Annotated in this window: 19 protein-coding genes; 9 read left to right on the top strand and 10 right to left on the bottom strand. The window is 62.3% G+C overall.

Features of this window, described 5'->3' with window-relative positions:
• Position 1 precedes the first annotated feature (1 nt).
• The 6 genes from JWQ89_RS19305 to JWQ89_RS19280 all read right to left on the bottom strand — a co-directional run bounded on the left by JWQ89_RS19305 (position 2) and on the right by JWQ89_RS19280 (position 4,276).
• Positions 2 to 1,537 (bottom strand): FAD-dependent oxidoreductase, encoded by a 1,536-nt coding sequence (locus tag JWQ89_RS19305; RefSeq protein ID WP_299643702.1) that lies wholly within the window; start codon positions 1,535 to 1,537, stop codon positions 2 to 4.
• Positions 1,534 to 2,040, bottom strand: a complete 507-nt coding sequence (locus tag JWQ89_RS19300; protein ID WP_299643699.1) for a DUF2934 domain-containing protein — start codon at positions 2,038 to 2,040, stop codon at positions 1,534 to 1,536. The genes JWQ89_RS19305 and JWQ89_RS19300 overlap by 4 nt, the downstream gene beginning before the upstream one ends.
• Positions 2,041 to 2,115: 75 nt before the next feature.
• Complete coding sequence (xth, locus tag JWQ89_RS19295) at positions 2,116 to 2,886, bottom strand: exodeoxyribonuclease III (protein WP_299643697.1); 771 nt, start codon at positions 2,884 to 2,886, stop codon at positions 2,116 to 2,118.
• A gap of 11 nt (positions 2,887 to 2,897) precedes the next feature.
• Positions 2,898 to 3,455 carry a GFA family protein gene (locus JWQ89_RS22560; protein WP_366144023.1) on the bottom strand — a complete coding sequence of 186 codons (558 nt, stop codon included), beginning with the start codon at positions 3,453 to 3,455 and terminating at the stop codon, positions 2,898 to 2,900.
• Positions 3,452 to 3,820: a DUF6766 family protein gene (locus JWQ89_RS19285; RefSeq protein WP_299643695.1), complete on the bottom strand. Its 369-nt coding sequence runs from the start codon at positions 3,818 to 3,820 to the stop codon at positions 3,452 to 3,454. The genes JWQ89_RS22560 and JWQ89_RS19285 overlap by 4 nt, the downstream gene beginning before the upstream one ends.
• A 21-nt stretch (positions 3,821 to 3,841) precedes the next feature.
• The gene (locus tag JWQ89_RS19280; RefSeq protein WP_299643694.1) at positions 3,842 to 4,276 is read right to left on the bottom strand and encodes an NUDIX hydrolase; all 435 of its coding nucleotides are present in this window, start codon (positions 4,274 to 4,276) and stop codon (positions 3,842 to 3,844) included.
• Between the two features lie 578 nt (positions 4,277 to 4,854).
• On the opposite strand from JWQ89_RS19280, the gene JWQ89_RS19275 reads away from it, so the two are divergent.
• Both JWQ89_RS19275 and JWQ89_RS19270 read left to right on the top strand, forming a co-directional pair.
• A complete protein-coding gene (locus JWQ89_RS19275) occupies positions 4,855 to 5,946 on the top strand; it encodes a glycosyltransferase family 4 protein (protein ID WP_299643692.1) in 1,092 nt (363 codons plus the stop codon).
• A 15-nt stretch (positions 5,947 to 5,961) separates the two neighbouring features.
• Positions 5,962 to 8,142: an amylo-alpha-1,6-glucosidase gene (locus tag JWQ89_RS19270; RefSeq protein WP_299643690.1), complete on the top strand. Its 2,181-nt coding sequence runs from the start codon at positions 5,962 to 5,964 to the stop codon at positions 8,140 to 8,142.
• 99 nt (positions 8,143 to 8,241) lie between these two features.
• On the opposite strand, the gene JWQ89_RS19265 is transcribed toward JWQ89_RS19270, so the two are convergent.
• A complete protein-coding gene (locus JWQ89_RS19265; protein ID WP_299643688.1) occupies positions 8,242 to 8,442 on the bottom strand; it encodes a hypothetical protein in 201 nt (66 codons plus the stop codon).
• 179 nt (positions 8,443 to 8,621) lie between these two features.
• Here JWQ89_RS19265 and JWQ89_RS19260 point away from each other — a divergent pair, with 179 nt between their 5' ends.
• The 3 genes from JWQ89_RS19260 to JWQ89_RS19250 all read left to right on the top strand — a co-directional run bounded on the left by JWQ89_RS19260 (position 8,622) and on the right by JWQ89_RS19250 (position 9,858).
• Positions 8,622 to 8,927: a hypothetical protein gene (locus tag JWQ89_RS19260; RefSeq protein ID WP_299643686.1), complete on the top strand. Its 306-nt coding sequence runs from the start codon at positions 8,622 to 8,624 to the stop codon at positions 8,925 to 8,927.
• Between the two features lie 98 nt (positions 8,928 to 9,025).
• Positions 9,026 to 9,550 carry a hypothetical protein gene (locus JWQ89_RS19255; RefSeq protein ID WP_299643684.1) on the top strand — a complete coding sequence of 175 codons (525 nt, stop codon included), beginning with the start codon at positions 9,026 to 9,028 and terminating at the stop codon, positions 9,548 to 9,550.
• An 80-nt stretch (positions 9,551 to 9,630) separates the two neighbouring features.
• Entirely contained in the window at positions 9,631 to 9,858 is a 228-nt protein-coding gene (locus JWQ89_RS19250; RefSeq protein WP_299643682.1) for a hypothetical protein, read from the top strand.
• 1,113 nt (positions 9,859 to 10,971) lie between these two features.
• Here the strand turns inward: JWQ89_RS19250 and JWQ89_RS19245 are convergent.
• From JWQ89_RS19245 to JWQ89_RS19235, 3 genes are all read right to left on the bottom strand, one after another.
• The gene (locus JWQ89_RS19245; RefSeq protein WP_299643680.1) at positions 10,972 to 11,472 is read right to left on the bottom strand and encodes a terminase small subunit; all 501 of its coding nucleotides are present in this window, start codon (positions 11,470 to 11,472) and stop codon (positions 10,972 to 10,974) included.
• Between the two features lie 1,122 nt (positions 11,473 to 12,594).
• Complete coding sequence (locus JWQ89_RS19240; protein WP_299643679.1) at positions 12,595 to 13,863, bottom strand: three-Cys-motif partner protein TcmP; 1,269 nt, start codon at positions 13,861 to 13,863, stop codon at positions 12,595 to 12,597.
• A 24-nt stretch (positions 13,864 to 13,887) separates the two neighbouring features.
• Complete coding sequence (locus JWQ89_RS19235; RefSeq protein WP_299643677.1) at positions 13,888 to 14,724, bottom strand: DUF5131 family protein; 837 nt, start codon at positions 14,722 to 14,724, stop codon at positions 13,888 to 13,890.
• 367 nt (positions 14,725 to 15,091) lie between these two features.
• On the opposite strand from JWQ89_RS19235, the gene JWQ89_RS19230 reads away from it, so the two are divergent.
• The 4 genes from JWQ89_RS19230 to JWQ89_RS19215 all read left to right on the top strand — a co-directional run bounded on the left by JWQ89_RS19230 (position 15,092) and on the right by JWQ89_RS19215 (position 19,245).
• Positions 15,092 to 15,610 (top strand): DUF3489 domain-containing protein, encoded by a 519-nt coding sequence (locus JWQ89_RS19230; RefSeq protein ID WP_299643674.1) that lies wholly within the window; start codon positions 15,092 to 15,094, stop codon positions 15,608 to 15,610.
• Between the two features lie 4 nt (positions 15,611 to 15,614).
• Positions 15,615 to 16,151 carry a DUF2924 domain-containing protein gene (locus JWQ89_RS19225; RefSeq protein WP_299643672.1) on the top strand — a complete coding sequence of 179 codons (537 nt, stop codon included), beginning with the start codon at positions 15,615 to 15,617 and terminating at the stop codon, positions 16,149 to 16,151.
• Positions 16,144 to 17,832 carry a recombinase family protein gene (locus JWQ89_RS19220; RefSeq protein WP_299643669.1) on the top strand — a complete coding sequence of 563 codons (1,689 nt, stop codon included), beginning with the start codon at positions 16,144 to 16,146 and terminating at the stop codon, positions 17,830 to 17,832. Before JWQ89_RS19225 ends, JWQ89_RS19220 begins: the two co-directional genes overlap by 8 nt.
• A 348-nt stretch (positions 17,833 to 18,180) precedes the next feature.
• Complete coding sequence (locus tag JWQ89_RS19215; RefSeq protein ID WP_299643667.1) at positions 18,181 to 19,245, top strand: potassium channel family protein; 1,065 nt, start codon at positions 18,181 to 18,183, stop codon at positions 19,243 to 19,245.
• The last annotated feature ends 377 nt before the right edge of the window (positions 19,246 to 19,622 follow it).

Here is a 19,622-nt window from a genome sequence, read left to right as displayed (position 1 = left end):
CCTAGCACGGCAGAGGAGTCGGCAGCCTGGCGGCCTTCAGAGGCTTTTTGGCTGGACCGTGAATGACCGTGCCATCGGCCTCGAACATCGAGCCATGGCAAGGGCAATCCCAGGTACGGTCGGCATTGTTCCAGGTCACCGTGCAGCCCTTGTGCGTGCAACTGGCGGACATGGCGTGCAGGCTTCCCGCGTCGTCGCGCCAGACGGCGACCTTTTCTTCACCCGCCTTGATTACGCCACCGCCACCCGGACGGATGTCATCGACGCTGGCCACCATCGACTGCGTGTCGCCGCTTTGGTTGAAATCATCGGGGGCCGGTCGGCGGGGATCATAGAGTTGCGCCCATGGATTTCTGCGGCCGACGATCTGGTCCGCGATCAGCAAGCCAGCTGCCGTTCCATTGCTGATCCCCCAGGCGTTGAAGCCGGTGGCGATATAGAAGCCAGGAGCCTTGTCCGGATCGGATTCACCTACATAGGCGACACGGTCGGCGGTGTCGTAGTCCTCGTTGCACCAGCGCCATACAATGTCTCCGGCCGCGAAGTGGGCACGCGTCCAGCTCTCCAATTCCACAAAGCGCCGGCTCACGTCGCCGTCCTGGCCGGTGTTGAATTTCGGACCTAGCACTATCAATAGCGGGCCGACATCATCGCGGCCGACGCGAATGGAATGTGTGGGTGCGTCGGCCGAGATGAACATGCCAGCCGGCGCTGCCGCCTGTGCGATGCGGAAAGCCATCACCGCATGCATGCGCGGTTGTGTGCGCTTGCTCATGCCGACCGGTGATTTCACCGTCATATTTGTCGCAACGACGATGCACTCCGCGTGTACGTTTCCTCCGCTGGTGACCGCACGCCAGCGGGCCGCTTCGTCGATCAAGACGGCCGGGCTCTGTTCGAAGATTTGGCCGCCTGCCGATGTCACGGCCGCTGCGAGCCCTGCCAGGTAGGCTTGCGGGTTGAACTGGGCTTGGTCAGAGAACCGTAGCGCCCCGCCGGTGGCGAAGGGCAGGGGGGCTCGGTTGAGGAGATCGGCCACCAGGCCCACGGCACGCGCAGCGTCGGCTTCCGACGCCAATTGTTCGGTCGCAGCGCCGTGGTCGACGAAGACATATGCATCCCGGTGTTCCAGGTCGCAGTCGATGTCGTAGCGCTCGATCCACTCGATTATTTGCTGCAGCCCCGCGGCGTTCGCCTCGGCATAGATTCGCGCCTGTTCCCGGCCAAGCATGTCGGTCAGGTGTCGATAGATCAGCCCGTGCTGGGTGGTGATCTTCGCCGTAGAACGGCCCGTAACCTGCCGGCCGACCCGTCTCGCCTCGAGCACGATGACTGAGCGACCCTCCTGACACAGGCGAAGGGCGGCGGTCAGGCCGACGATGCCTGCGCCCACTACCAGTGCGTCGGCGTGAAGCGAGGCATCGAGAGTGGGATATGCGGTCGCCGCTGATCGGGCGATCCAACAGCAGCCCTCGCGGCCCGGTAGCTTCAATATGCCGTCGGGGCTCGCGGTTCGGGATCGATCTGCAGCGGTCATTGCTGGCCGGCTCCAGCCGGCCGATCCCTGGTCTCAATTTCGGGATCAGTTTCCTCGACAGCGTCCTCGAAGGCGCTGTCGAGCGTCTGCTGACCGAGCCAGGCTTCACGCGCACGGTGCCAGTACTCGTCGTCCCGGCCTTCTGGGCGACCATCGTTCTCCCAGAGGTAGTACGCCGTATCCCGTATCGACTGCTCGATCGACGGGTCAGGCGGTAAGGAAACACCGTCAGCGGCCAGAGTATCCCCGCCCTCCTGAATCCGCCGAATTCCGGCAGCTTCGGAGTTCGGCAGGACCTCTTCGAGCCGCTCGAGCGCTTCGCCGACGCGTTGCGCAATCATCGGGCTGAACGCGTGGTCCGGCCAAGTATTCTCGTAGTCCCTGAGTTCTTCGACGGAGATTCCCGCTGCCGCAGCGAATTGCTCGGGGTCGATCCCCAATGATAGCCGGCGGTTGTGGTCGCCCTTGGGCTGTCGTTGGGCGGGGTCGGAGGGAATAGTCATTTCGAGACTCCTTGTGAAGCTCTCGAAACAATCTCCGCGGCTCGAAAAAGTTGCGGGCCTGATGGGTTGAACTAATCAGCTCAGCTCTACCCAGACCGGAGCATGGTCGCTGGTTTTCTCCATAGCTCGAATATCCCGATCCACTCCCGCCGCCGCCAACCGGGGAGCGAGTTGAGGGCTAAGAAGGAGATGGTCCATCCTCAAGCCGGCGTTGCGTCCAAAGGCATTACGAAAGTAGTCCCAGTAGGTGTAAATCGCTTCGCCCGGATGCAGCTCCCGCAGCGCATCGGTCCACCCTTGGTCGGTCAAGGCGCGATAGGCCGATCGCGTTTCGGGAAAGAAGACCGCATCTCCAACCCATCGTTCGGGGCGGTAGGCGTCTAGCTCGGTGGGGACCGCATTGTAGTCTCCGCAGAGGGCCACGTGGCGCTTCGATTTGATCAGGGAAGAGGCGTAGCTGTTCAGGCGCTCGAACCAGCGCAGCTTGTACGTGAAGCGCGGACCGGGAGCGGGGTTGCCGTTCGGCAAGTAGATGCAACCAACAGTCGACTCGCCGACTGATGTCTCGAGGTACCGGCTATGGGTGTCATCGGGATCGCCAGGCAGTCCTCGTCTGGTCTCATGGGGCTGTTCGCCGCGGGCGAGGATGGCCACGCCGTTGTAGGATTTCTGCCCGTGCCAGATCGCGCCATATCCCGCACTCTCGATGGCCGCGATCGGGAACTTCTCATCGGATGTCTTCAGTTCCTGCAGGCATGCGATGTCGGGCTGCGTGGCCTCGAGCCACCGCAATAGCACAGGAAGTCTACCGTTTACGCCATTGACGTTGTAGGTGGCGATCCGCACGCTCGACCCTCTCAGCCGTCGGCCCGGTTTTGCTTCCGCCGTTCACCCTCCACGGCCGGTGGCTTGGACTGGTCGGTTGAGTGCGCACGGACCGCGGTTTCCTGGAGCTTGCGCTTGATCATGCCGATCTCTGACGTCTCGCCGGCGTGCTGCTCCACAGTACTGGGTTCCGGATCGGTTTCCGCTTGAAGAGTATCCTCGAGCGGGTTCAACCAGTGTTCGCGCCGAATGATCCACCCTTCGCGAGCCGGCCTTAAGCCGGTCGGAGCGTCGTCGAGCGAGCCGACACAGATCTCGGCGTGCTCCTCAGAAAGATGGAAGAGCCGAGAACCGCAGACGGAGCAGAAGCTTCGTGCCTGGAAGGTCGAGAATTCGCCTGCGATGCGGATCGCGTTCCGGGGCCAATCGGCGTAGGCGAGAAATGCGGATCCCGTTTCCTTGCGGCAATCCGTGCAATGGCAAAGGCCAACGACCGACGGTTCGCCCCGCAACTCGTAGCGAACAGCTCCGCATCTGCATCCGCCAAATCGGGTGGCCACAAATCCATCCTCGTTCGTGTCTGCGGTCATTTGTCGGGGAACCTCCGGGATATTTCTGCGAGCACTTTGTCGGCTCCATCCGGGTCCACCCGGCGCAGAATTGCGTCGGGCTTGGCCTCCGACCGATCCTCGCTTTCCTTCGACTGGGGTGAGCCCACATAGGGAAGAAGGGTGAGGCCCACGACCTGCCAGAGGAGTTGCAGAAACTCGGATTGCCAGTTTTCAAATGTCTGGCGCAGCAGTTCGACGACATACCCGCTCACGTGGATCGGAGCGCCGTGGGTCATCTGTTCGTCGACGTAGGCGAACCACCCGAAGACCCAGTGCCCGATTAGGCTAATCACCAGGAATCCTAGGGTCACCCACGCAAAGCCGTACTTCTTGAACAGTGACATTCCCACCTCCCCAAGGCGTCGCTAGGCGTCCGAGTAGGGCTTTCTGGCGAACTGCCGAAGCAGATCGGCCAAGCCATGCTCATGGGCGGATCTCGCGGCTCGTGAAAGGTTCATCCAGCGACGCTTGCGCACGTTCTTTTCGCGCCACTTATCCCGCTGCTTGACGGCCTTCATCACGAAGACGTCGACCATGCACGGTGCCGCTGTCTGATCGTCGAAAACCTTGATGTAGTGGTAGCGCCCACGGGGTCGGCTGGTGACTTTTCCCACCACTCCCGCCTCCTCGAGAGCCTCCTGCGCTGCAGCTTCCGCCGCAGTTCGTCGCTGCATTGGCCAGCCTTTGGGAATCAGCCAACGACCGGACCGGCGAGACGTGATCATCAAGACCTGCAACTCGCCTTTGATCCGACGAACGGGCAGGGCGGCAACCTGCCTTCGGTATTTCGACTTGGTCACTCAGCACTCCGATGAGGCAGGCTCTCACTCCGAAATAAGCTTTCCGGAGATTGGTTCCGAGCCACAGCTTCTGCCGTGCGGCCATGGCGCCGCAGTGGTTGCCCAGCGCGAAGTCGGGGCTGTGCGTTTGGGGACTAACTTTGTTTGTCCTGCTTGATGCACGCCCCGGTGTCGCGGGGCTTGTCGTCGGCCCGTTTGGGCGGGCAGGGCAATTGAACCTGTCCGCCTTGTTCACTGCTCGGGTTGCCGTTTACGGGAATGCGGGGTTCATCGGCAATCGGCAACTGCGGTCTGAATCTCGATAGAGCAAATAAGGAAGGACGGACGGCATTCCGCAAGACGTGTCCTCGTCACGCGGCACGGTGCATGTGCTTTAGCGCTGCATTCCCGAAGCACGAAAAATCGGTACCGGACAGCACTGGATGCAGGCACGAAACATGGCATTTCGCGCACTCGATTGAGGTTTGCTGACCGGCGCAGGTCGAGACTCTACCTTTCTGTCGAAACCAGACGCAGCATCTGCGAGTTCTTCACAAAACGGCTGCCTGCGTCTGCAGCCTTTGGAGTGCGGCGCTGTCATGAAGATCGCTCAGATCGCCCCCTTATACGAAAGCGTCCCGCCCAAGCTCTACGGCGGCACGGAACGTGTTGCTTCCTTTCTCACCGAGGAATTGGTGCGGCGCGGCCATCAGGTGACTCTGTTCGCTAGCGGTGACTCCGTGACCTCTGCCGAACTCGTGGCTGGCTCACCGAGCGCATTCCGGCTTGAGCCGTCGCTCGGCAATATCATGCCATACCATCTGACCATGCTGGACCATGTGATGCAGCGGGCAGACGAGTTCGACATTCTGCATTTCCACACGGACCTGTTGCATTTCCCGCTGGTGCGTCCGTTACAGGACCGGACGTTGACCACGCTCCACGGTCGGATCGATTACCAGGGCCTCGAGTGGTTCTTCTCGCACTTCTCCGACATCCCGCTTGCCGCAATTTCCGACGATCAACGCCGGCCCATGCCGCATCTCAATTGGGCCGGCACGGTCTATAACGGACTACCACGCGACATGCTCTGCCAAGGTGGTGGCGAGGGCCGCTATCTTGCCTTTCTGGGACGCATTTCGCCTGACAAGGGGCCGGATACCGCCATCGAGATCGCTGCCAGGGCGGGGTTGCCGCTGAAGATTGCTGCGAAGATCGACGTCATGGACCGCGACTATTGGGACAAGGTGATCGGGCCAATCGTCGAGCGAACGCCCGACGTTGAATATATCGGCGAGGTGACCGAGGAGCAGAAGTCCGAGTTCCTCGGAAAGGCTCTCGGCCTCATCTTCCCCATCACCTGGCGCGAGCCGTTCGGGCTTGTGATGATCGAAGCCATGGCCTGCGGCACGCCAGTTGTCGCTTTCCGGCAAGGATCGGTACCCGAAGTCGTCGAGGACGGGGTTACCGGTTTTGTCGTCGACAATCCGGACGAAGCGATTCAAGCAGTGAGCCGCCTATCTACTCTTGATCGAAACGCCGTGCGCACCGCTTTCGAGCGCCGTTTCACCGCCGAACACATGGCTGACGGTTACCTAAGCATCTATGCTGACTTGCTATCTGCCGCCGTCCCGCGGCTGGGCACGCAACGTGATGACAATCGGGGGCTGCAGACCGTCACCTCTCCCTAACAGGAAGAGGATCATATGAGCGAAGTGCCTGACATTGGCCTCGAGGGTGGGGCCGGCATCATCCCAGCGTCGGTTTCGCTGCCAGAGCGCCGCACCCGTACACTCAAGCACGACGATAGCTTCGCGGTGTTCGATCACAACGGTGATGCCCTATCGGTTCCTGGCCGACCCGAGGGGATTTTCCATTGCGACACACGGCACCTGTCGCAGCTCTATCTGACCATCGGCGGGCAACGCCCGCTGCTGTTGAGTTCGAGCATGCGGGCTGACAATGCCATGCTCACCTGCGACCTGACCAACCCGGACTTCTTCGACGCGCCAGGCAAGGTCGCACTGCAGCACGACCTCATCCACGTCCGCCGATCACGGTTCTTGTGGCAGGGCACCTGCTACGAGCGCCTCGCTGTTCGCAACTTCGACCAGGTGCTGCATCACATTTCTCTCGCGATCTGGTTCGCATCCGACTTCGCCGATTTGTTTGAGGTCAGGGGCAGCCATCGCCCGCGGCGCGGCGCGGCGCATCCCCCGATCATCACCGGGCGAGAGGTGCACCTGGCATATACTGGCCTCGACGACGAGCGCCGTGAGACTGTGCTTCGCTTCGATCCCGAGCCAACCCGGCTTTCCGCGAACCAGGCGACGTTCGAGATCGAGATGCAGCCGGGTCAAACCGTCTCGGTTTTCATCGAGGTTCACTGCGGACCTGCCGACAACCGGCCGTCAGGCCGCGGCAACTTCTTTCGTGCCATGCGCGATTCTCGTCGCGCGCTGCGCTCGAGCACTTCGCGTGCCGCCGGCGTAGCGAGTTCCAATGAAGTGTTTGACGAAACAACGCACCGATCCTTGGCGGATCTCTACATGCTAGTCACCTCGACGGCCGACGGTCCGTACCCCTATGCCGGGATACCCTGGTTCAGTACTGTTTTCGGGCGCGACGCATTGATCACGGCGATGGAGATGCTATGGGTCGACCCGACGATCGCTCTCGGCGTGCTCAAGCATCTGGCGGCGCTGCAGGCCCGTGAGCTCGACCCTATCAGCGAGGCCGAACCCGGCAAGATCCTGCATGAGGCACGGGGTGGCGAGATGGCAAAGCTCGGCGAGGTGCCCTTTGGCCGCTATTACGGCAGCGTCGACGCTACCCCCCTCTTCGTCATGCTTGCCGGGGCCTATCTCGAACGTACGGGCGATCTTGAGGCCGTCAGATCCCTGTGGCCCAACATCGAGGCGGCACTCGAGTGGATCGACAAGTTCGGCGATCGCGACGGCGACGGGTTCATTGAATACGGCGGCGGGAGGCCCGGGGGACTCGCCAACCAAGGATGGAAAGACAGCCACGATTCCGTATTCCATGCCGATGGGAACCTAGCGGGCGGCCCGATCGCCCTCGTCGAGGTGCAGGCCTATGTCTATGGTGCGTTTCGGGCGGCGAGCCAGATCTCTCGGCAGTTGGGCGATGACGAACGGGCGGCGGGACTGCTGCAGCGCGCACGCACGCTGCGCGAAAACTTCGACGCGGCGTTTTTCGACGCCGAACTCGGCACCTATGTCCTGGCACTGGACGGCTCCAAAAAACCTTGTCGGGTGAAAACGTCCAATGCCGGGCATGCCCTGTATACGGGCATCGCACATGCTGAGCGAGCAGCACCGGTCGTCGCGGCCCTCATGGCACCCACCTCTTACAGCGGCTGGGGTGTCAGGACCTTGGCCACCACGGAAGCCCGCTACAATCCGATGAGCTACCACAATGGTTCTGTCTGGCCCCACGACAATGCGATGATTGCGGCGGGCTTTGCCCGCTACGGTTTTCGTCGACAGGCCGCGCGCATTTTCGAAGGCCTGTTTGCCGCATCCGCGCACGCCGATCTGCGTCGGCTGCCCGAGCTGTTTTGTGGCTTTCCGCGCAAGAGCGGCCAAAGTCCGACATCCTATCCCGTCGCATGCTCGCCGCAGGCCTGGGCCGCGGCGGTGCCTTTCTCACTGTTGCGATCTTGTTTGGGGATGGTCTTCGATCCGTCTACGGCCGAGATTTCGTTTGACCACGCTGTGCTGCCCAGCTTTCTCGACGAGATCCTGCTGCAAAAGCTCGTGGTCGCCGAGGCGATGTTGGACGTCGCGGTACGCCGCGCCGGCCCAGAGACGGCGATCAACGTCGTCAAGCGCGATGGCTCGGCCCGGATCCTGATCAGGAGTTAGTCCGCCCCTCTTGCCTGGTACGTCCGATAACGACTGACTGTCGTGCCGCGCCTTTTCGAGACGACGTCCGCCGCCGGCTTGCGATCGGCCATCGTTCCGTCAGTGCGGCAGGTCGATGGCGACGAAGATCAGCTCCTGCGGGCGCCAGCGTATGGCCGGTGGTAAGCCAGAGAAATCGGCCGCGCCCTGCGCGCCGTCTAGGATAGCCGACGTGCAGCGTGGGCGCTTCGCGGCATCGACGGTCCGCGGATACTTGTTGGTCCGGTCGGCGCTGCTGCTGAACTTGCGACATCCAGCCAAAGAACGTGTCGGCCCGTTTTGAACGTTGTGGAGCAACCGCTTCACGGCTCAAACATTTCCTGCAACACTGAGCTCGCCCTTAGATCGCATCCACACCGACGACAGGGCGGGCGGATGCCAAGGCCCCCCGCGGCATCCGCCCCATTTGAATTCAGTTCGGGTTCGTACGCTTAGCGTAATTGCTTTCGGTAAAGAACTCACGGGCTGTCATTGGGGGGCCAAGCCTCAGCCTCGGCTCCGGAGCGCATAACCGCCTCGGCCTTGATCCCGTTGAGCCCGTCGCCGATTACCTCGATGCGCCGGCCGGACCGGAGGTTTCACTGTCCGCGGCGCTCACTGACACCGTTGCCGATACAATTTCTGTGATGCATCCGCTGGAAAGCGTCGCAAGCTATTTCGAGGAGAAGGCCAACTCCAATTCCCTGCTCAAGGGAATTTCTGTGCAGATCCACGACTTCCTCAAGGAACTAACGGTGGTGCTATAACCGTGTCGCTTCGGTGAGGCTTCTCCTGGACTTGTCCACCGGCTCACTGGCTTGGTCGTTGGGCATCACCACGAGGTGCATCGATGTCAGGGTGATCCATGAAAGCGCGAACTCTCCCAGGCAGCATCACCCGCCGGCGGGTCGTGGTCGGCGCGGCCGCCTCGATCGCGACCCTGGCCCTGGCCCCAGCCGCTTGTGCTGGCGCCGCGCCACCGGATACCGAACTGCCTATTCTGAGCACTGAACTCGACCGTTTCCGCCACCGCTGTGGCCGACTGGACCGGCAAGTGCGGCGACTCGCAGCTCTCGCCGACCGGCTGTGCAAAGACAGGGGCATCGAAGCATTCCTCCCGAACGGACGGCGCAACCGCTCATTCGACGAGGTGCGCGCCGAGGTCGGCTATGACACCGCGTGGCGGCAATGGTCAGACACCGTCAGCACGTCCCTTGATCTTGCCGAACACATCCGGCGCACGCCGGCCAGCGACGTTGCCGGCCTCGCCATCAAGTACCATGCCCTGCTCTGGGAATTGTTTCACGCCGAAATGGCGCTCGCCGTCGATGACGTGCACCTGCGGCACTTGAAAACCTTCGGTCGCGAACTGACACAACTGGGACACTAAGGAACTCGTCGACTTCTCCCCGGGAACAAGCCTGTTGGGCAATGAAACCCGCGCCCCTGGCCCCTTGGAGGAACCACCCGATGCCCATTCTGCTCGTGAGCACCGAAACCTACCGCCTGATTAGCGAGCAGACCCTACCGGGTTACGAGCTGCGGAGCGGGACGCCGCGTCGGGCGAACGGGAACTGGGCGATCCGGGTCGACGACGAGGTTCTTGCCGCCATCGAAGCGGCGCGTCTCCCCGAAGAAAGCGACGACGCAGTGGTGAGCCGGCTGGTGCGGAGCGCCATCGGGCAGCGTACCAGCTAGGGCGCTTGTCGTCGTCTCACTCGAGGCCGAACTGCGCCCGCGAGATCATCCAGTTGTCCTGAAACATGACGTGCATGTTGGCGCCAAAACTGCCGTACTTGGCAACGTGGCAACTGCAGCTGCTGTCTGGCCACTCGGTCCCTCGTTGATGCTGCGCAGCCCCGCGAGCCCGGCAACGACGAGGGCCCCATAGCCCGCGTAGCGCAGCCAGTCGAAGAGCAGGCGCCGGCTGGCTCGGCGGTCGATCTCCGGATCCGGGGCAGGTTCTGGGAGCAAGGACGCCCGTTGCCTCGCTTCATGGGCTGGGACCGCCGATTTGCTGTTGAGGTGCCCGAAAGGGCGGGTCGATGTCATTGGCGTGGACCTCCGCTTGGTGGTCCCCCACAACTGCGGATAGTTCCTGTACTCGGTGGTAATCCAGCCACGTGAACTGATTTCGATTGCAATGTAGCAACGAGCAGAGCGGTTGGACGGGGGCAAACTCCTCGCAACGTTCCGCCAGGCATTTTCGACCTTCGCAAAACCACGCATTGACAGGAAACCACCTGCTAACCGGTGCCGGCCTAGGTTCCTGTGGGCGGCGACTGGTACTGCGTAGCCGCCGTTTAGCCGCATCCTGCCGAGAGCGCACGTCTTGGCCGCCCACTCCATGGGCATCACCGACGACAGAAGCTTAGGCCGCGGATGCGGGCCGCCGCGATCAGTGGTGTGAAATACCGCCCCCCGGCACGCCGGCCGCTGGCGTAACGTTGGCGGAACGGCCTCTATTGTACGTTCGCAGCTCAAGTTGAAAGCTGCTCGCGTGCTCTACAGACCTGATCCACCGCCGCGCCTAAGGTTCGGCCTACAGTCAAAGGCTGGACGCTGCTTGCCGGTATTGCGTTTTCTGCGCTTGCATGGGCGGGAATCATCGTGGCGCTTCAGGTCGCCTTCTAGCTGACGACGAGGCCGGCGCCCACTCGCTCCGAGTACCAACCGGCCCAGGGCGTTGGTTGGCCTCGTTCTGCAGCCCCTTCATACCCTCCGATTTCAAGCCATGATGAAAACCGTGCCGCGGACGGTCGATGCAAATTGGCGCCAGCTGCGCGCCTTCGGACGCGAGCATGAGAGCCGCTACAGTGATCCCGGCGTCCGCAGCGTCGTCGCTATCTTCTCCGCGTCGAGAACCGAGAGGATGTCCTCCAGCTCCTCCTGCAGTATTCGACGACAGGCGTCTTCATCGGTCTCTGTGGCGAGTTGATCGACGAGGCGGGAAGGCATCTGATTGAGCCGGCTCTTCGCCACTGCCAGCTGCTCGCAGAACACCCCGTTCGCATCCTCGACGTGAACCATGACGCCCAGGCGCTGCCCCAGCTCCAGTTCCCTGAGACCAGCCGCCGCCTGTTTCTCCCGCAGCTTCGCGTCAGCCAGCGCCTGAGCCATCTCGTTCGATCGGGAGCGTGCTGCACGGCGCTTATGCCACTCAAGCACGGCCACCGTATCGAACCGCCAGGCGCGACGCGTTTCGCCGCCATCCGGGAAGGCCTCAACCGGCATGCGCTGATCTACCCATCGACCAACGCTGGTCGGTGAGACCCCAATGAACTTGGCGAGCTTGCTACGGTTGACGATCATTCCTGCAGCCTCCTGCCGCCAATGATCGGCCTGTCACTGTTTCCTGTCCACCGGCAGCTGTAGTTGAGGTTACCGGCCGGAGGGGGGACTTGCCCGCCCAATCACTACTTAACCGGCACAGACGCGCCTCTCTGGGCCACGCCCAATCACTTGTGGCGGTTTCCTCACGTTGTCGTCACCGCCCATTGCTACCTCGATCCCGGAGTTCTGCGGGTCTCCGCGTGACGTCTTCTGCCAATCGCTTCCGATCTGCGACATGGGCATCGAGGTTAGCGCCAACGTTCAGGGGGTTACCGGCCTTTCCTGATGTTCGAGCACGTCCATCGGGAAATAGTCCCGTAGCTGCTCCCGTAGTGCGCTGCTGCTGCCCCGCATCGCACCCACATCCGAGGAGGACCCGTCGATCCTCATCGTGGCTGCGAGACCGCGACGGCTCCCCCATGGGCAACGGAGGCGTGAAGCTGGAGGGCGAACAGGATGCGCGGTTCGTGCGATTCAGGCGATTGACCCTGTGGTAGGCCATATCGCCCAATAACGGTGCCGGCGCAAAGACGACCTGCCCCACCGCCCAGACCTGTACACGAAGTATCCTCGCCTCGTCGGGCAGGAGATCCTTCCACTAGCGTGCAGTGCCGAAGCATTGGCGCTCGTTGTCGAAAGGTCCGCTTTTGACAGAGAGGGCTTCACGCCTCCGTTGCCCCATCGGGAAGCCGTCGCGGTCTCGCAGTCGTGGTAGTAGTAGTCCCCTGCAAATGGTCGTCCGCCTAATCTCGCGCATCAGTTCGTTGTCTGCGAAAGGCACCCAAATTGGTCGCGAAAGCCACAACACGACCACGGCGACTAACCAAAAAGTCAAGTTCAGCAGTATTCACACGCACACGCCCTCACACGGAAGATTGAGATGGGCCAGCAGCAGCAAAAGTGCAAGAGAACCACCGGCAAATGAGGTTAGGGTGTGGGGCTCACTTAGAATGTTCGTAGTCGGTGCGAGCCAGCGCGCGGTCGCAGTGCAAGCAGCTATGAAATGCCTGTGATCATGACAAAGGAAGCTTTCGACTAGCTCGCCAACATGTAGCCCGCGATTTCATTTTGGCATCGCGCGTCAGTTCAGATGGCAGCAACTTAGAACGTGAAAAGCTTGCCCTGGCGGGGGATGCGAACCCTGTCCAACTTGCTTAGCGACGCCCCGCGTTTCCTGCCCCCGTTAGGTGTCAGCAGGTCAAGTTCGCCGGCTCGATGCAGTTCGACTAACACCGTCTCCAATTGCTCCTTGGTAGCTGCCGTATGGTTCGCAAGCTGAGACCCCAGAAACTCGATCGTAGGCGGGTCGCCATCGTCGAGACCCGCCACAGCTTGTGGCAGTTCGTTGCCCAGGGCGGTGCTGATCGCTGCTTCCGCTGTCTCGTTGAAAGTGAAGTCCATGGGCAGCGCATCCTCCCAATGAGGGTCGAAACCCAGCATTTTTAGACCTGCCGGGCCTTGGTGTATCGAGCCCGTTGTCATGGCCGCCGCATTGCTGATCTGCCAATGCGAGGCGACCATAACGTTCCGTGCAGTCGTCAGCTTCGACAAGTGGATAACCCAAAGGTCTCGGTCTGCCTGAGACGAACGCAGAAAGAAGGGGGAGAAAAATGCCGCGCCGGTAAGCTGTTGAATGTCGGACCTGAGGAGCCGAGGAATGATGTAACGATAGCCCGGCAGACCGCGAGCCTCGATATATCGCCGGATCTGAGCTTCCCCGAATCCAGCCTTGGCCAAAGCGAGCTTAAACTCCTCACCATCGTTCAGGTACGCCATCAACCAGTCGACGGCGAACGTGAGGATGACTTCAGCGCGGGGAAGCGTCTCGAGGATCGTCCGAATCGTCAGAAACTGGACGGCGCTCCACCCCTTTTGATCGAGCACGAAGATTGAGCGCCCGCCGCGGTGCCGGCTTTTGATGTCCTCAATGATCTTGGGGCTGATCGCTTCGAACTGGTCCTTGAAAAGAAGTATCTCCCCCGTCTTCAGAGCGTCGGCATAGCCATCGCGCTCGAGTTCTGCCCGGAGGTAATCAACGGCGCCTCGGCTGCTGTCGACGAAGTAGAAGCGGGGTGCGATTGTGAGAGGTTTGACGCGCCCTCGATTCAAGCGCTGTCCCGCCTCCGCGGCGGCGTTCAGAAGCACAAAAGGCGAGCCGCTGCGCTGCTGCCCGTCCCGATCGGTGTATTTGCCTCCCCCCGAGAAGCCATCCACGAAGGAGATGGCAATCCGCTCTTGGGCCGGGTCGACAACGACGGTGTCGAAGTAATTCCGAAGGTACAGTTCTAAGAGGTCTAGCTTGGCGTTGCTATGCCGCTCCAGTTTAGGCGCCGCGCCGCCTGGCACCCACTTGAACTGTCCACGCGCCACGCCCAATCCCCCCGACGCCAGCCACTAGGCGACTTTGAACGCCTCTTCGCGAGCGTCAGGAAAGGTTCGAACGAGGCGCCCGTCAAGAAGCCCGCCGCCCTTGCCCAAGGTATCCGCCTCTTTTGCCTCGTCAATCGACCGTCCGCCTTCCGAAACCAGGGGGTGGTTCTCATAGCGACCCCACTGCTTGAAGAACGGGGCCACGCCTAGGGAGTAGCAATCCGCGACGATGTCGCGCGCCCACTGCGGATCCATGAATCTAGCGCCAGGGCCGCTTTCACCACCTGAGATGATCCAATCGGGCTGTACCGGCGCCGCGGGGTCGAGCCGAAGCGGTCCGATGGCAGGCTCGTAGGAGACAAACCGCACGGCGGCAGGTACAGCCGCTAGGTGGTGCCACCGCTGATCGTATCGCTCCTGGTCCTCACCAGTGAAGCCGAGCCACACGTTGGGGTAGCCATCAGGGCCCCAGTCGGCGGGCAGCATTTTCCTGATGTTCTGGGGCCTTTTGGTGAGCAGCAGCCAGTCGAGGCCGCGGCACTGGCGAATGAGGTCCCAGAGGTCCGCGCGCCAGGCCTTGTCCGCTTGGTTGTCGAACACGTCAGCCAAGGAGGCGCAGAACACGCGCTGCCGCCGACCATGTTGCGCGGCGAATTGGTCGGCCCGAGACTGCCAGATGAGGGGGCCCTTCCAGTAGGCCTCAGTCGTCCGCTTCCGGGGATTGTTGCCCCATTTCACGTGCCCCGACCGTTTGGACCAGGCCTCCGCGTAACAGTGGTCGCAGCCGGGGCTGACGTTGGTACAGCCGGTCCAGGGATTGAACGTGTGGTCTGTCCATTCGATCTTTGAGAATTCAGCCATTTCGCGCCCTCTTCGCTACCGGCACTCTCGCCGCAAAGGGCTTAAGGCGGGGTCAAGAATCGCACAGCCTGACTCGCGCCACAACGCGAGATCGGCCACTCGGCTGCGTCGCAGCTGGCACTGGCTTTCTATCCTCGTCTGCCATCCGCGCGGCTGCGGCGGACCTGTGCTGGGTCGGCTGCCCTGCCCGCGGCGACATAAGCGGTGAGCGTCAACCTTCCCGAATTCCACTGGACTGTGCTGGCAAGCGGAGCATGGTGTTGCTCGAGCTGTGAGAGCAGCGTCCCTCGGCCCGGCAATCTACCCCGGGCTCGTCTCAGTACACCGGAGCAATTCCGCTTCGGCTGAACTGATGAGGAGAAGCGTAATGCCCTCGAAACTTAACGATATGAAGCGATCGGTGCTTGCTGGTGCGGCGTCCCGTACCGATCTGCGTGTGCTTCCTGTGCCGGAGACGCTGAAAGTGTCTGAAGCGATGGTCGACAAGATGGTTCGAGAGCTGCTCGGCGCCGGGCTGGTGGCCGAGACGTCGGCGCTTGAGTCTGACGTGGTGTGGCGCGCGGTGGATGGCGCGGGGGTGACGCTGGTCATCACCGACGCCGGGCTGGCTGGCATCGGCATCGAGCCGGGAACGGCGCCGGTCGAACAGCCTGCAGCCGCGGCGAAGACCTCGAAGCAGGACGCCATTGTGGCGCTGCTGCGCCGGCGGCAGGGTGCTTCGCTCGATGAGATGACGGCTGCGACTGGATGGCTGCCGCACTCGGTGCGCGGCTGGATGTCGGGAGCGGCGAGGAAGCGGCTGGGACTGGAGCTGGTCTCGGAAAAGGACGGCTCGGGGACGCGCCGATATCACGTTGCGGCCCTCCGCCAGAGCGCCGGGGCCTGAGCTGATGGCGGACGATCTGCATACTGTCGATCTGTCGCCGGGTGCACCGGTAGAGCCGGCCGCAGCTCGTCCGCCGACCCGAGCCGAGGCGCTGCGGTCCGAGATCGCAGCGCTCGACCAGCTCGACCTCAATGCGTTGCGCCAGCGCTGGCGGCAGCTCTATCGCACTGCGGCGCCTGCCGGCTTCCGCCGCGACCTGCTGATCCGTGCCATTGCGTACAAGCTGCAGGAACGGGCGCTGGGCGGTCTGGCACCGGCTACGCGTCGCAAGCTGCTGAAGATCGCCGCAGAGGCAGAGTCCTCGGATGGGTTCACCACCGCGGACGCACCGCGCCGGCTGCGAGCCGGAACCCGCCTGATCCGCGACTGGAAGGGGACCGTGCACACCGTTGAGGTGCTGGCGGACGGCTTTGAGTGGAGCGGTCAGCGTTTCACCTCGCTGTCGGCCATTGCCAAGGAAATCACCGGCACCAGCTGGAACGGCCACACCTTCTTCGGCGTCGGTCGAACGAAGCGCGAGAAGGTCAGCGACGATGCGTGAGCCGACCCCGAACAAACCGCTGCGCTGCGCCATCTACACCCGCAAGAGTTCCGAAGAAGGCCTCGAGCAGGACTTCAACTCGCTCGAAGCCCAGCGCGAGGCCTGCGAGGCCTACATAAAATCCCAGGCCCATGAGGGCTGGACCCTCGTTCCCGACCACTTCGATGACGGTGGTTTTTCGGGCGGCAACACCGATCGCCCCGGTCTCAGCCGGCTCATGGACAAGGTCCGGGCCAGAGACATCGACGTCATCGTCTTTTACAAGATCGACCGGTTCTCCCGGAACATCACCGACTTCGGCCAGCTCGCTGAAACGCTGGAGCAGCACGGGGTGTCGTTCGTCTCGGTGACGCAGTCCTTCAACACCAAGGACTCGATGGGCCGGTTGATGCTGAACGTGCTGCTCAGCTTCGCACAGTTCGAGCGCGAGCTGACCGGCGAGCGGATCCGGGACAAGGTCGCTGCCTCGAAGAAGCGCGGCATGTGGATGGGCGGACCCATTCCGCTCGGCTACGACGTCAGGGACAAGGCTCTCGTCATCAACGAGGCCGAGGCCACGACGGTCAGGAAGATCTTCGAACTCTATCTCGACCTCGGCAATGTCCGGCTGGTCGAGGAGGAGCTGCGCACCCTCGGGCTCACCACCAAGTCCTATGTCGCAAAGTCCGGCCGGCAGATGGGTGGGCTGCACTTCACCCGCGGCCACCTCTACAAGATCCTTGGCAACGCCCTCTATGCCGGTGCGGTCTCACACAAGGGCAAGAAGCACAAGGGTCTGCACCGGCCCATCATCGACCGCCCAACCTGGAACCGGGTGCAGCAGTTGCTGCGGGTCAACCAGCAGGGCGAGCGCAAGCGGGTCAATGCAAAACACCCCAGCCTGCTCAGCGGTCTCGTTGTCGATGAGTTCGGCAACAAGCTGACCTCCACCCACACGGTGAAGGGCGGCAAGCGCTATCGGTACTATGCCAGCACAGCATCGGCCGCCCGTGGTGCACACAACCGGCCGACCAGCAGCTATCGGCTGGCGGCGACCGAGATCGAGCCGGTGGTGATCGATGCGATCGTCAGCCTGTTCACCGACCAGCCGCGGCTGATGACGGCGCTTGGGCTGACGGCAGCTACGCCGAGCGAGGTCTCGACGGCGCTCGGGCTTGGCAAGGTGCTGTCGGTTGAGCTGCAGCAGGGTCTGCCGACGCAGCAGCGGGCGTTGCTCGAGCAGCTGGTCGACAAGGTTCAGATCAGCAAGGACCAGCTGCGCATCGAGCTGAACCCGACCGAGCTGCGCTGGCGGCTGCTGGGCGATGATATGCAGATGCACCAGCTGGTTGTGCTCGAGGTACCGATGGCTGCGGTGCGGCACGGGGTCGAGACGCGGCTGGTCGTCGAGGCGTCGCACCGGACCACTGATCGCCGGACCAACGACAACGCGCTGATCCGCGCCGTTGCGTGCGGGCGGGCGTGGTTCGAGGAGCTGGCCAGTGGCAAGGCCGCAACCTTTCGGGAGATCGCTGAGCGGGCAGGGGTCACCGACCGGTACGTCAGCCGGGTGGTGAACCTGGCGTTTCTGGCGCCGGACGCGGTTGAGGCGATCCTCAGCGGTGAGGCGCCGGCCGCGATGACGGTTAAGTTGCTGACGGTGGATGGGGACGTGCCGTTGCTGTGGACGAGCGCGCGCTGATTATTGGCCCAGATCGGACTTTACCCGTTTTACATCTTGCCCGGGCGCGTGATGTGGCATCGCCACTCGACCTTGGCCGCTGCACCCGTGGCAAATCGTTCGCAGCGCGACAAAAAAAAGCGCAAGCGCGTCGCGGCGCCTTCCAAAGTTCGGCACACCTTCCCGGCACGGGGAGTTTCGAGAGCCTCTGCACCACCTTGTTATCGCTCGCCCGCCCGCCGGGCTGGCGCCAGCGTCAGAACGATCCACAGAGTGTACTTCCGCTCGCAGCCCTGTATGCGTAGCGAGCAAATTCGCCGGCGGTGCGACCTATGGCTCATAAGTCCTTTTACGAAAAGAGGTTTGCCGGTGAACGATCACCACAGTGCTGAAGTCGTTTCACACGACACGTTCCGCGCTCGTCTGTACCGGGAGCTCGTCGGGGGACTTGCTGGAGACGGACGGCTTTCTCGCACCAACAAGGCACTTATTGCGCTAATTTTGGCATCGATCGCCTTCGTAATTGTCGACAGCGAGTCGAGTGTGGCCGGGCAGTTCGCCGGTCCCTTCCAGTTGATTGAGATGACCTTCGGCATTGTCTTCCTGGTCGAGTACCTCGCTCGTTTATGGGCCAGTGCCGAAGATCCACGCTTTGGTGGCGGCATCCGCGGCATTGTTCGGTTTGCACTAACTCCCCCCGCGCTATTTGACCTCGTTGCGTTGTCGCCATTGTTCTTCGGTGCAATCGGCAGCGAGGCATATGTGCTGCGCCTGTTGCGGCTCCTGCGTATCCTCAGGTTGACGAAGATCGGGCGCTACTCAGCTGCGGCAAGCGCCATCTCCAGGGCCATCAGCCTGCGGCGCTACGAACTCGGCGTGAGCCTCGGGATAGGCCTGCTCCTCATGCTTGTAGCGGCGGCCTGTCTCTATGCGCTTGAGGGCGCTGACCAGCCGGAAAAGTTCGGAAGCATCCCTCGCGCGATGTGGTGGTCGATTTCTATGCTGACCGTCGGCTATGGTGACGTCTACCCGATCACCTTGTTAGGACGGGTATTCGCCAGCTTCGTTGCGGTAATCGGAATCGGTTTGATCGCCGTTCCCACCGGCATTATCACAGCGTCCCTAACCGAGGTTCTAACCAAGCCGGCCAACGACAAAATCGGCGAAGCCGAGCGCATAACTCTCAATCCAACTGCGTTTTCCGCAGCGATCACCACGCTGCTGGCACGGGCTCAGAAACAAGGTCGTCCCCACGTCGAAATCAATGCCGGGGAACTCCATAGGCAACTTGGCGGCTATCCTGGCCCCAACCATCGCATGCCATCCTGCTGCGCCTCGCTGCGAGCCGTCATCAGCGGGAGAGACGTTGTGGTTTTCGAACCTGCACAGGGTGACGGCGCGTCGCTGACCGTGCGCTTTGCGCTGCCCCGATAGCAACCAACCATTCCCGCGTTTGTCCACGGTTACAGCGAGCTGGTGACCGTTCGCCGGTACGCCTTTAGACTTTCGCGATGGCCTTAACGACTATGTAGATGCCGAACGCAATCAGCCCGAGCAACCACCAGTTCACACCACCTGACTTTTGAGCCGGCGGGTTGGATGGAGGCGACGTGCGCGATGTGTACGATTGAGATTGTGCACGACTTGAGCCCCCTCCTGATGATGCCGGCGCCTTCGCCTGTATCGAGGTCAAGAGCGTCTGATTTGAACTAATGGACGGTGCAGCGGGGATAGGTGGTCGCGCGGGTGTCCGGGCAGGCTGCGACCCTCGCCCGAGCTTCATATTCTGAAGTTCGCGCAAGATATCGGCA

It is taken from the genome of Devosia sp., from assembly GCF_028290645.1.
Classification (GTDB): Bacteria; Pseudomonadota; Alphaproteobacteria; order Rhizobiales; family Devosiaceae; genus Devosia_A.
The sequence above is the reverse complement of the archived record's forward strand: the minus strand, read 5'-3'. Positions and strand labels throughout refer to the sequence as shown.

Coding starts and splice junctions, on each gene's coding strand:
- JWQ89_RS19235 (WP_299643677.1), bottom strand. CDS start 14,724: ATGGCTGAATTCTCAAAGATCGAATGGACAGACCACACGTTCAATCCC.
- JWQ89_RS19245 (WP_299643680.1), bottom strand. CDS start 11,472: ATGATCGTCAACCGTAGCAAGCTCGCCAAGTTCATTGGGGTCTCACCG.
- JWQ89_RS19250 (WP_299643682.1), top strand. CDS start 9,631: ATGCCCATTCTGCTCGTGAGCACCGAAACCTACCGCCTGATTAGCGAG.
- JWQ89_RS19220 (WP_299643669.1), top strand. CDS start 16,144: ATGCGTGAGCCGACCCCGAACAAACCGCTGCGCTGCGCCATCTACACC.
- JWQ89_RS19270 (WP_299643690.1), top strand. CDS start 5,962: ATGAGCGAAGTGCCTGACATTGGCCTCGAGGGTGGGGCCGGCATCATC.
- JWQ89_RS19255 (WP_299643684.1), top strand. CDS start 9,026: ATGAAAGCGCGAACTCTCCCAGGCAGCATCACCCGCCGGCGGGTCGTG.
- JWQ89_RS19305 (WP_299643702.1), bottom strand. CDS start 1,537: ATGACCGCTGCAGATCGATCCCGAACCGCGAGCCCCGACGGCATATTG.
- JWQ89_RS19230 (WP_299643674.1), top strand. CDS start 15,092: ATGCCCTCGAAACTTAACGATATGAAGCGATCGGTGCTTGCTGGTGCG.
- JWQ89_RS22560 (WP_366144023.1), bottom strand. CDS start 3,455: ATGACCGCAGACACGAACGAGGATGGATTTGTGGCCACCCGATTTGGC.
- JWQ89_RS19225 (WP_299643672.1), top strand. CDS start 15,615: ATGGCGGACGATCTGCATACTGTCGATCTGTCGCCGGGTGCACCGGTA.
- JWQ89_RS19275 (WP_299643692.1), top strand. CDS start 4,855: ATGAAGATCGCTCAGATCGCCCCCTTATACGAAAGCGTCCCGCCCAAG.
- JWQ89_RS19300 (WP_299643699.1), bottom strand. CDS start 2,040: ATGACTATTCCCTCCGACCCCGCCCAACGACAGCCCAAGGGCGACCAC.
- JWQ89_RS19285 (WP_299643695.1), bottom strand. CDS start 3,820: ATGTCACTGTTCAAGAAGTACGGCTTTGCGTGGGTGACCCTAGGATTC.